Origin of the sequence: Streptosporangium sp. NPDC020072 (genome assembly GCF_040631445.1) — a bacterium.
GTDB lineage: Bacteria > Actinomycetota > Actinomycetes > Streptosporangiales > Streptosporangiaceae > Streptosporangium.
The window spans coordinates 527,001-538,432 of the sequence record NZ_JBEYAB010000001.1; the positions used below are offsets into that span (position 1 = coordinate 527,001).

The 11,432-nt window shown below is 70.2% G+C and carries 8 protein-coding genes; 5 read left to right on the forward strand and 3 right to left on the reverse strand.

Annotated features, from left to right (window positions below):
* Window positions 1–30 precede the first annotated feature (30 nt).
* The 3 genes from ABZ470_RS02535 to eccD form a co-directional block, all read right to left on the reverse strand.
* A complete protein-coding gene (locus ABZ470_RS02535) occupies window positions 31–357 on the reverse strand; it encodes a WXG100 family type VII secretion target (protein WP_352010197.1) in 327 nt (108 codons plus the stop codon).
* 324 nt (window positions 358–681) lie between these two features.
* Entirely contained in the window at window positions 682–1,050 is a 369-nt protein-coding gene (locus tag ABZ470_RS02540; protein ID WP_352010196.1) for a YbaB/EbfC family DNA-binding protein, read from the reverse strand.
* Window positions 1,051–1,325: 275 nt separating this feature from the next.
* Window positions 1,326–2,687, reverse strand: coding sequence for a type VII secretion integral membrane protein EccD (eccD, locus tag ABZ470_RS02545; RefSeq protein WP_362774243.1), 1,362 nt, complete (start codon window positions 2,685–2,687; stop codon window positions 1,326–1,328).
* Between the two features lie 235 nt (window positions 2,688–2,922).
* On the opposite strand from eccD, the gene eccCa reads away from it, so the two are divergent.
* The 5 genes from eccCa (at window position 2,923) to ABZ470_RS02570 (ending at window position 11,417) form a co-directional block, all read left to right on the forward strand.
* Complete coding sequence (gene eccCa, locus ABZ470_RS02550; RefSeq protein WP_362909477.1) at window positions 2,923–6,909, forward strand: type VII secretion protein EccCa; 3,987 nt, start codon at window positions 2,923–2,925, stop codon at window positions 6,907–6,909.
* 111 nt (window positions 6,910–7,020) lie between these two features.
* Window positions 7,021–7,287, forward strand: coding sequence for a hypothetical protein (locus ABZ470_RS02555; RefSeq protein ID WP_362909479.1), 267 nt, complete (start codon window positions 7,021–7,023; stop codon window positions 7,285–7,287).
* Window positions 7,288–7,520: 233 nt separating this feature from the next.
* Window positions 7,521–8,483, forward strand: coding sequence for an intradiol ring-cleavage dioxygenase (locus ABZ470_RS02560; RefSeq protein ID WP_352010192.1), 963 nt, complete (start codon window positions 7,521–7,523; stop codon window positions 8,481–8,483).
* Between the two features lie 153 nt (window positions 8,484–8,636).
* Window positions 8,637–9,191 (forward strand): TetR family transcriptional regulator, encoded by a 555-nt coding sequence (locus ABZ470_RS02565; protein ID WP_362909482.1) that lies wholly within the window; start codon window positions 8,637–8,639, stop codon window positions 9,189–9,191.
* A 66-nt stretch (window positions 9,192–9,257) separates the two neighbouring features.
* Window positions 9,258–11,417, forward strand: coding sequence for an MMPL family transporter (locus tag ABZ470_RS02570; protein ID WP_362909484.1), 2,160 nt, complete (start codon window positions 9,258–9,260; stop codon window positions 11,415–11,417).
* The last annotated feature ends 15 nt before the right edge of the window (window positions 11,418–11,432 follow it).

Consider the following 11,432-nt stretch of genomic DNA (forward strand, 5'->3'; position numbering starts at 1 on the left):
CTCCGTCCTCGACTGCGGGATGGGGCCGTACTACCTGGCGCCGGTGTTGATGAGCGCGTCAACCCGGTTCATACCGGACTGCACGTCCTGGTCGGCCGCGTCGTAGGTGACGGAGCTGTCGCCCAGGTTCTGGGCGATCTTCTCCAGGTCACTCCGTACGATCGTCATCTGCCGGTCCCACTCGCGCATGGCGCCCAGGAACTTGGCCGAAGCAGTGCCCAGCCAGCCCGAGGCCGTCAGCTCCTGCGTGGTCGTCTCGACGCCCTTGCGCAGGCCCTCGACGTACTGCGCGGTGTCCACGACGAGCTCGGACGCCTTCTTGATCTGTGCGGGGCTCGCACCGAAAAACTCCGCCACCGGTCACACCTCCGTGACATAAGGCCTGCTTGTCCGTGGTGGTGTCACGCCCCCGTGCGGACCGTACGGCCCACGCGATGCCACCCGGATGGCCAGAGAAGCCACACGAGCGGACAGAAAGGACTACCCCGACGAACATCATCAGACGGCATGCTAGCCATCAGGGATCACATAGCTAACATGCATTCATATTACGGAAAAGTAAACATTTAGCGTCTTATCTATAAACGGGCAGGCCAGACGAGTGCGTGACTCCTCCATCACGGAAAGAAGTCGGCGAAAAAACGGCGACGTTCCGTGATCTGGAAAGCCGTCTACGTGAACTCACAGTTCGAGACGGCGCCGGATGCGGTCGAGTTCCCCCATCACGTCCTGGAAGGCACGGTCGTAGGCGACCCCCGCCTCCTGGACCTGCTCCAGCGGCCCGTCCGGACCGCCGAACGTCCTCAGCGGATTGTCCCCCTCGCCGAACGCCTGATCCGCGGCCTCGGCGAGCTGTCTCTGCAGGTCCCTGGACGCCTCGGCGAAGACCTCCTTGATCCGCTCAGCCAGTTCGCCCGAACTGAGCCGCATGGCCTTGGGGTGCAGTTCGAGCCCCCGCAGCCCCTCCGCGGCGTACTCGACCGCGACCAGGCCGTCCTCGTCCTGGGCACGACCGACGAGCGTGGTGATCGTCCTCTGCAGCTCCTCCATTTTCGCGAATTGCGAACTGTTTCCAGAGAGCAGCTTTTCCACATCTATGTTGGCGAACTCACCGAATTCCATCTCATCCCCTGTCTCTTTGCGGCGCCTTCGGCGCCGCGGGTTCGGGCGCTCCGAGCCGACGCTTTCCCTCGTCGCTCATCCGCTTCGCTCCTTCGCTCCTCAGTCCAAGCGCCGGCGCGCCCGAACCGAAACCCCTCACGCACGGCACCGGTAAGGCATAAAAAGCCAAACCCCTCACACCTGGCGCCGGGGAGAATCGCAGGTCAGCCGGCCAGGCCTCGGATCCAGGTGTAGAGGTCCAGGACACCAAGGGCCAGGGGGAAGAGGGCGACTATGAGGACGATCTCCAGGATGTCGGCCGCCCTGCCCCAGAAGGGGGAGGGTTTGCCCGACTGCAGCCACAGGCCCATGCCCGCGGGTACGAGCGCGACGCACAGCAGGCCCATCGCCACGGCCAGGGCGACGCCGCCGCCGGCCAGGGCCCTGGAGAACGCCAGTACGGCCAGCCCGAAGACGCCGGAAAGCAGCAGCCACAGTCGCTGCCCGGTTCCCTGGAAGACACGGGCCCGCATGAGGAGCGTCAGTGACAGCGTGGCCGAGGTGGCCAGGGCGACCCAGCCGGGGTCGAAGGCCAGGTAGACCTGCGCCACCACCGAGGTCAGGCCGATTCCGGCGACGAAGCCGGTGGCGTAGCGCTGTGCCTGGGCGGTGCGCTCCATGATGGCCGGGCCGTCGATCCGCTGGTTGTCCAGGCGCAGTTCCTCGGCGTTGGTCGGCATCGAGGGCATCGGCAGACCGGCGAACCTGAAGGACAGCATCGGGAACAGCGGGCCGCACGCCAGCAGGACCGAGGCGGCGATCGCACCCACCCCTGCCGGGGGTGCCTGGGCGAACATCACCACGGCCGCGCAGACGGCCCCCGTCGCCGAGGCGATGGACACACCGAGGAAGGCCTGCACGCCGTCCGCGACGGCCAGTGTGCCGATGGTCGCGACCAGGCCCGTCGTCGCGAACGCGGCCAGCATGTGCGCCGAGCCGAGCCCGGCCAGCCCCGTGTCCCCGGCGGGCGCCAGCAGTCCGGCGAGGAAGGCGTACGGCAGCGCCGCGCAGCCGATCATCGCACCCGCCGGCGCGTCGCCGACCGCCCTGGACAGCAGGCCGCCCGCGACGGTCAGCAACAGCGCGAAGGCTCCGGCGAAGACCGCCGAGACCCGCCAGGGTGGTCCGGAGAACAGCAGGACGAGGGCCCCGACCACCAGGAGGGCGGTCGCGGCGCCGACCCCGACGAAGCGGGTGTGCCTGACGCCCCAGCCTCCCGGCGCCTCCCTGAAGCCGGTGGCGACGACGTCGGCCACATCGTCGAACATCGCGGGCGGCAGCACGGCCTCGCGGGGCCGCAGGTAGAGCACCTCCCCGTCGAGCACCCCGAGGGCGCCCAGGCTCTGGCCGATGTCGAGGGGGGAGCCGCCCGGCCGTTGCAGCACCCATCCGGGGGCGGCCGCGGATTCACCCCCGACCTCGCCCATCGCGCGTAACAGGCCCGGCAGGACGTGCGGGAGCGGGATGTCCGCGGGCAGCGCCAGATCGGCCTTCCTGCGGGGGGCGACGATCGTGATGTGGCACATGGGAGGCAACGGAGCGGCGCTCTGAACTGGGAGACCCGGTGTGACGGCCCCCTGGGGGGCCTGAGCCAGCGACCTCACGGTCGTCCTCCCTCTTGGTTGCAAGCATCGTGGAGCATCACGGAAACCACCGATATGCCGGATACGGTAGCGGGGAGAGTAGGGATCACGCGCGACATCCGTCGGCAATCGCTTTCGCCACAGATGTGCACAAACCGACCAGGAAGGCACCTCCAGGGTGAGCATCGTCGTCGTACGGCGCCCAGAGCGCCGTCCCCCGCCCAAGCCCCCGCGAGGTGAGATCCTCCTGGAGTCTCCCCCGGAGATCCCCGAGGTGCAGCCGCAGGGACTGACCGGTCTGCTCACCTACCTGCCGATGGCCGCGGGCGCCGCCGGAATGGGCCTGATGTTCACCGCGGGCGGCACCGGAAGCCCGATCATGTACGTGGCCAGCGGCCTGTTCGCCGTCTCCATGATGGGCATGACCGCCGGTCAGCTCGGCCGCCAGTCGGGCGAGCGCAAGAACCGGCTGAACGGCCTGCGCAGGGACTACTTCCGCTACCTCGCCCAGGTCCGCAAGAAGGTACGGCGCGCCGCCAAGCAGCAGCGCGAGGCCCTCGAATGGAGCAGCCCCTCCCCCGACTCCCTGTGGTGGGTGGCCCTGGGTCCCCGGCTGTGGGAACGGCGCCCCCGCGACGACGACTTCGGCACCGTACGGCTCGGCACCGGGGTGCAGAAGCTCGCCATCCAGCTCATCCCGCCGGACTCCAAACCGGTCGAGGACCTGGACGCCCTGTCGGCGGGCGCGCTGCGCAGGTTCGTCAGGGCCCACTCGACGGTCTCCGAACTGCCGGTCGCCGTCGCCCTGCACTCCTTCGCGCGGATCAACCTGACCGGCGACCCGGTGGCCGTGCGCGAACTGGTCCGCGCGATGGTCGCCCAGACGGCCGTCTTCCACTCCCCCGACGACATGCGGATCATGGTGTGCGCGGGCGAGGAGTGGATGGCCCAGTGGGAGTGGATCAAGTGGCTGCCCCACGCGCTGCACCCCGAGGAGACCGACGCGGCGGGCCAGGTGCGGCTGATGACCGACAACCTGGCCGAACTGGACCGGCTGCTCGGCGGGGCGTTGAAGGAGCGGGCGCGGTTCAGGCCAGGCGCCTCGCCGGACGCGCTGCCGTACCACGTGCTGATCCTCGACGGCGGGCACGTGCCGCACGACTCGCAGCTCGGCACGGACGCCATCCAGGGCGTCACCGTGATCGACCTGTCCGGCTCCGCGGGGCCGATCGAGGAGAAGAACACGCTGCGCATCGACGTGCGGCCGGAGGGCTTCTTCATGGTCAAGATCGACCACGCGGGCAAGCGCAGCTCGACCCGTCTGGGCGACCCGGACCGGCTGGACTTCCTGCGCGTGGAGGGCCTGGCCAGGCAGCTCGCCCCGTTGCGCGCCTCGACCGTCAAGGGCGGGGAGACCCAGGACGCGCTGTCGGTGAACACCTCGCTGACCGACCTGCTCGGCGTCGGTGAGCCGACCCTGCTGGACCCGGCGGTGACCTGGCGGCCGAGGGCGGGACGCAACCGGCTGCGGGTGCCGATCGGCCTGGGGGTCGACGGGCGCCTGGTCGAGCTGGACATCAAGGAGTCCGCCCAGGGCGGCATGGGACCGCACGGCCTGGTCATCGGCGCGACCGGTTCCGGCAAGAGCGAGCTGCTGCGCACGCTCGTGCTCGGCCTGGCCATCACCCACTCGTCGGAGATCCTGAACTTCGTCCTCGTCGACTTCAAGGGTGGCGCGACCTTCCTCGGCCTGGACACCCTCTCCCACGTCTCGGCGGTCATCACCAACCTTGAGGACGAGCTTCCCCTGGTCGACCGCATGTACGACGCGTTGCACGGCGAGATGGTCCGCCGCCAGGAGCTGCTGCGCGCCGCGGGCAACTACGCCTCCCTGCGCGACTACGAGCGGGCCCGCGAGCAGGGCGCCGACCTGGCGCCGATGCCGACGTTGTTCGTCGTCATCGACGAGTTCAGCGAGCTGCTGACCGCCAAACCCGAGTTCATCGAGCTGTTCGTGATGATCGGACGGCTCGGCCGTTCGCTCGGCGTGCACCTGATGCTGGCCTCCCAGCGCCTTGAGGAGGGACGGCTGCGCGGCCTGGACACCCACCTGTCCTACCGGATCGGCCTGCGGACCTTCTCGGCCATGGAGAGCCGGGTCGTGCTCGGTGTCGCCGACGCCTACGAGCTGCCGTCGGCGCCGGGCAACGGCTACCTGAAGTTCGAGACGACCGGGATGACCCGGTTCAAGGCCGCCTATGTCTCCGGTTCCTACCAGCCCGACCCGCTGTCCTCCGTGGCGCGGGGCGGGGCGGCGGGCCTGCACCAGGTCGTCGAGTACGGTCCCGGCTTCGCCCCGGTCCCCGTCATCGAGGAGCCGCCCAAGGAGCTGACGACGGGGGAGATCCCCGTCGAGCGCGCCGCCGCCAGCCTGCTCGACCTGGTGGTCGGCAGGCTGGCCGGGCAGGGACCCCCCGCGCACCCGATCTGGCTGCCGCCGCTCGGCGACCCGCCGACCCTGGCCCACCTGCTTCCGCAGATCTCGGTCACCCCGCAGCTCGGGCTGAGCACGCCGAGCTGGGCGGGCCGGGGCAGGCTGCACGCCGTCATCGGCGTCATCGACAAGCCCTTCGAGCAGCGCAGCGACCCGTTCTGGCTGGACCTGTCGGGAGCCGCGGGTCATGTCGGCGTCGTCGGCGGCACGCAGAGCGGCAAGAGCACGGTCCTGCGCACCCTGATCACCGGCATGGCGCTCACCCACACCCCACGTGAGGCGCAGTTCTACTGCCTGGACTTCGGCGGTGGCTCGCTGGCCGCGCTTGAGGCGCTGCCGCACGTGGGCGGGGTGGCCAGCCGCCTGGACGGTGACCGGGTGCGCCGTACGGTCGCCGAGATCTCCGCGCTGCTCCAGCGGCGGGAACGTGACTTCGCCGAGCAGGGCATCGACTCGATCACCGCCTACCGGCAGCGGCTCGCGGAGGGGGCGGAGGGCGACGGCTACGGCGACGTGTTCCTCGTCGTCGACGGCTGGCTCACGGTCCGGCAGGACTTCGAGTCGCTCGAACCGGTCATCACCGACCTCGCCGCCCGCGGTCTCGGGTACGGCATCCACGTGGTGGCCGCGACCAACAAGTGGTCGGAGTTCCGGCCGGGCATCCGCGACCTGTTCGGCACCCGGGTCGAGCTGAAGCTCGGCGACGCCTACGAGTCGGAGATCAACCGCAAGTCGGCGCTGGCCGTGCCCGAGGGGGTTCCCGGGCGGGGACTCACCAAGGAGGGCCTGCACTTCCTGTCGGCGCTGCCGAGGATCGACGGTGTGCGCAAGGCCGACGACCTGTCGACGGGGGTGCGCGCGCTGGTCCACGCGATCAGGGACGCCTGGCAGGGGCCGCCCGCCCCGCCGGTCCGGCTGCTGCCCGCCGTACTGCCCGTCGGGACGCTGCCCGGCGTCGAGCAGACCGGGCGCGCCCGCATCCCGCTCGGCATCGACGAGGCGGCCCTGTCGCCGGTGTTGCTCGACTTCGAGGCCGACCCGCACTTCATCGTGGTCGGCGACACCGAGAGCGGCAAGTCGAACCTGCTGCGGGTCATCACCGAGGGACTGGTCGCCAGGCAGACGCCGCAGGAGGCCATGATGATCGTGATCGACTACCGGCGGTCGCTGCTGGACTCGGCGGCGACCGAGCACCGCATCGGCTACGCCGCGTCGAGCGCCGCCGCGACCGACCTGATCAACGACGTCCGCGGCGCGCTGCTCAAGCGGCTGCCCCCGGCCGACCTCACCCCGGAACAGCTGCGGGACAGGAGCTGGTGGCAGGGCTGCGACCTGTACATCGTGGTGGACGACTACGACCTGGTCGCGACCTCCTCCAACCCGCTGCTGCCGCTGGCCGACCTGCTGCCGCAGGCCCGTGACATCGGTCTGCACCTGGTGATGTCCCGCGCGATGGGCGGTGTGGGCAGGGCGATGTTCGACCCGATCATCCAGCGGGTCAAGGACATGGCCAGCCCCGCGGTGATCCTGTCCGGCAACAAGGACGAGGGCTTCCTGTTCGGCAATGTCCGCGCCCATCCGCTGCCGCCGGGACGGGGTTACTACGTCGACCGCCGGTACGGCTCCCGCCTGACCCAGACGGCCTTCTTCCCGCCTTCCGAGGAGACCTGATCGAACCCCGGTAATTGTCCTAATAAGGACACACTTATAGGTCAACCTGCGGATATATGAGGCGCGTCTCCTCGGTGTTCACCGTTCATCCCCACACGCTGGGAGCGCTCCTTGCTCAGACGTCTCGTGGTCTCCGCGGCCCTGACCGCCTCCGTGCTCGTACCCACCACCGCCTCGGCCCTGGTGGCCGCCGCCGTGCCCGCGGGCGCGACGGTCTCGTGCACCTACCAGCGCTCGGGCAACCACTGGAACTGCGTCACCCCCGGCGCCTACTGCCCCGCCGCCGCCCACGGCAGGTACGGCTACGCCAAGGCCACCGGCCGTAAGTACACGTGCACGCGCTACCCCAACGGGCGGTGGCGCTGGAAGCGCGCCTGACCGAGGCACGGCGCCCCGCCCCACCGGCGGGGCGCCCGTCACACCGTCAACGGGAAACCGATTTATTTACAGAGAGTAACCACCGGCGTCCGAACCATATCTTTCGCATATAAGATTTGGTTAATACCCGTGACGCAACCGCTCCCCCGTGGATCACATTTCCGTTACGTAACATCAGAATCCAGCCCATTTTCTTAGACTTTTTTCACACGGCGCCCCTAATGTTCGTGCGCATGGAAGAAACCAGCGCACCGAAACCGAACCGCCGACAGCTCCTCATCGCGGGCGGGGTCAGCATCGCCGCCGCCGGCCTGGGCACCGGCTACCTGGCCTCGACCGCGTCCGCGAGCACGACGGCCGGTGCCGCGCACACCCCCACCCCCACCGTCCCCACTCCCACGAGCAAGCTCTGCCTGCCGCTCTCCAAGGAGACCATCGAGGGGCCCTACTACCTGGACTACGACAAGTACCGTTCGAACATCACCGAGCACAAGCCCGGCGTCCCGCTGCTGCTGCGCATCCGGATCGTCGACTCGGAGAACTGCAGGCCGCTGCGCAACAAGGCCGTCGACATCTGGCACTGTGACGCGCTGGGCATCTACTCCAGCTACGAGAAGGCCTCCTCGGGTGACGGCCCCGGCTTCCCGACCGCGTTCCCCACCGCCTTCCCGACGGACATGCCCACCGGCGCCCCCGGCGGCGGCATGCACGCCGAGCCCGACAGCGACACCACCTACTTCCGCGGCTTCCAGATGACCGACAGGAACGGCTGGGTCACCTTCAGGAGCGCCTTCCCCGGCTGGTACATCGGCCGCGCGATCCACATCCACGTCAAGGTCCACGTCAACGGTGTCTTCCGGCACGGCGCCTACCTGGGCGGCAACGACTGCCACACCGGTCAGCTCTACTTCCCCGAGAAGCTGATCGAGGCCGTCTCCGTGCTGAGGCCGTACTCGACCAACACCAAGACCCGCACCACCAACGAGCAGGACATGCTCTACACCGGCGACACCACCGCCGACGGCATGCTCGACGTGCGCTACGACCCCAGGCACGTGGCCAGGGGCATCAGCGCCTCGATCACCCTCGGTGTCGACCCCGACGCCGTCCACGACGGTCAGGACTGGCCCGGCGGACCCTTCCCGCCGTTCCCCACCACGCCTCCCGGGACCCCGGCCCCCTCTCCGGCCCCCTGATCCCGCGCGGGTCGATCTCCACCCCCGGCACGCCGTACTTCCATCGGCGTTCTGGAGACCTCCCGGCCTCCTCGTGACCACACCGAGGGCCCGAACGTCTCCATTCCTGTCCGATCGGTCAGATCTGACCGATCGGACAGTTATCATTGGGGCATGGCACGTCCCCCTTCCGCTCTGCGTGAGCACATCCTGCGCTCGGCGCTGCGGTTGTTCTCCGACAGCGGTTACAAGGGCACCTCACTGCACGACATCGCCCAGGTCGCGGGCTGTTCGAAGGCGGCGTTGCTCTACCACTTCGCGAGCAAGGACGCGATCCTCACCGAACTGCTGACCCCGGCGGGCGAGGGCCTGGCCGCGCTGCGGACCCGGCTCGTCGGACTGGACGGTGAGCAGGCCGCACGGGCGGCCGTCACCGGCTTCGTCGACCTGGCCCTGCGGTTCCGGCTGGAAGTCCGGATCCTGTTCCAGGACATCCCCACGATGACCGTCCACCCGGCGCTCGGCGCCGTCCCCGCCGCCATCAGGCGGTTACTCACGGCACTGGCCGGGGGCTCGACCGCGCCCTCGGACACGATCGCCGCCTACATGGTCCTGGGCGCCGTCTCCGTCACCGCCGCCGACGATCTCGGCGTGCCCGAGGAGGTCCTGCGCGCCGAGATGATCCGCGGCGCGCTGCGCACCCTGGGCCGCGAGCCCGACCACCCCTGAACCACCCCGGACCGGCCCGGCCTCCGCCGGACGCCGGACCTCGCCTGAACGGACCCCTCCCTCTCCATGGCTGCTGTGCTGTACCGGCTCGGCCGGTTCTCCTTCCGCAGGCGCGGGCGCGTGCTCGCCGCCTGGCTCATCCTGCTCGCCCTGCTCGGCGGGGCCGCCGCCGCGTTCTCCGGGCCGACGACCGACAACTTCACCATGCCCGGCACCGAGTCCCAGCGTGCGCTGGACTCCCTGCGGCGACAGTTCCCCCAGGCCGGCGGCACGACCGGCACCATCGTCGTCGCCGCGCCCGAGGGCGGCAAACTGGACCCGGCCGCCCTCGCGCCGATCGTGCGTGAGGCGGCGGCCGTACCCGGGGTGCTGGCCGCGATGGACCCCTTCCAGGTCGGCGCCGTCTCCCCCGACGGCCGCCACGCGCTGGTCCAGGTCCAGTTCGACAGCCCTCTCGACAAGATCACCGACGCCCAGCGCGCGGCCTACGAACGGGCCGGGGCCACCACCCCCGGCCTGCGGGTCGAGCACGGCGGCGAGATCATGAAGGCCGAGGTCGAGATCGGCTCGACCGAGGCGTTCGGCGTCCTGATCGCCGCCGTCGTCCTCGTCGTCACCTTCGGCTCCCTGGTCGCGGCGGGCATGACGCTGCTCAACGCCCTGATCGGCGTCGGCGCCGGGATGGCGGGCCTGTTCTCCCTGTCCGGCGTGGTCGAGCTGAGCAACGTCGCCCCCGTCCTGGCGCTGATGCTCGGCCTGGCCGTCGGGATCGACTACTCGCTGTTCATCACCTCCCGCTACCGCCAGTACCTGGCCGAGGGCATGGAGGCCGAGGAGGCCGCCGGACGGGCGACCGGCACCGCCGGATCGGCCGTCGTCTTCGCCGGGGCCACGGTCATCATCGCCCTGGCGGGCCTGGCCGTGGTCGGCATCCCGTTCCTGAGCGTCATGGGTCTGGCCGCGGCGGCGACGGTGGCGCTGGCCGTACTCGTCGCGCTGACCCTGCTGCCCGCCATCCTCGGCTTCGCCGGCGCGCGGGTGCTGCCCCGCAGGCAGCGCGCGGGTGCGGACACGGGCACCGGCGACGACCGCGAGGCCATGGGTTTCCGCTGGGGACGGCTCGTCACCCGTCTGCGCGTCCCGGTGCTGGTCGTCGCCGTCGTCGTGCTCGGCGCGCTGGCCCTGCCCGCCAGGGACATGCGCCTGGCGCTGCCCGACGCGGGCACCGCCGCCGAGGGCTCGACGGCCCGCAAGGCGTACGACCTGATCAGTGAGGGGTTCGGCCCCGGCTTCAACGGCCGTCTGATCGCCGTCGTCACCGGTGACGACGCCCAGGCGACCGCGAACGCCGCCAAGCAGGCCGCGGGCGCCATCCAGACCACCCCGGGAGTGCTCGCCGTCACCCCGCCGCAGGCCAACGCCCAGGGCACGACCGCGCTGCTGACCGTCATCCCCAAGACGGGTCCCGCCGACGCCGTGACCGAGCAGACCGTGCACGCCATCCGCGAACGGATGGACGACATCCAGGGCGCCCGCGTCGCGCTCTCCGGCGTGACCGCGATCGGCATCGACATCTCGGCCAAGCTCGCCGACGCGATGCCCGTCTACCTGCTGCTCGTGGTCGGGCTGTCCATCCTGCTGCTCCTGCTGGTCTTCCGGTCGATCCTGGTCCCGCTGAAGGCCGCGCTCGGCTTCCTGCTCACGATCGGCGCCACGTTCGGCATCACCGTGGCCATCTTCCAGCAGGGGCACCTGGCGGACCTGCTCGGCGTCGGCAGGCCGGGGCCGCTGGTCAGCTTCCTGCCGATCCTGCTCATCGGCATCCTGTTCGGCCTGGCCATGGACTACGAGGTCTTCCTGGTCTCGCGCATGCGGGAGGACTTCGTCCACGGTGACACCGCCCAGCGGGCGACCGTGAACGGCCTGGGCCACAACGCCCGCGTCGTCACCGCCGCCGCGCTCATCATGACCTCCGTCTTCGGCGGCTTCGTCTTCATGCACGACCCGATCATCAAGTCCATGGGCTTCGCCCTGGCCGTCGGCGTGCTCATCGACGCCTTCGTCGTCCGCATGACGCTGGTGCCCGCCGTGATGTCCCTGCTCGGCCGCGCCGCCTGGTGGCTGCCCCGCCCCCTGTCCCGCGTGCTGCCCAACCTCGACATCGAGGGCGAGAGCCTCTCCCGGCGGTCGGAGGAGCCCGCACCGGCGGTGATCGGGGCCGGCTGAGCGGGGTTCACCTGG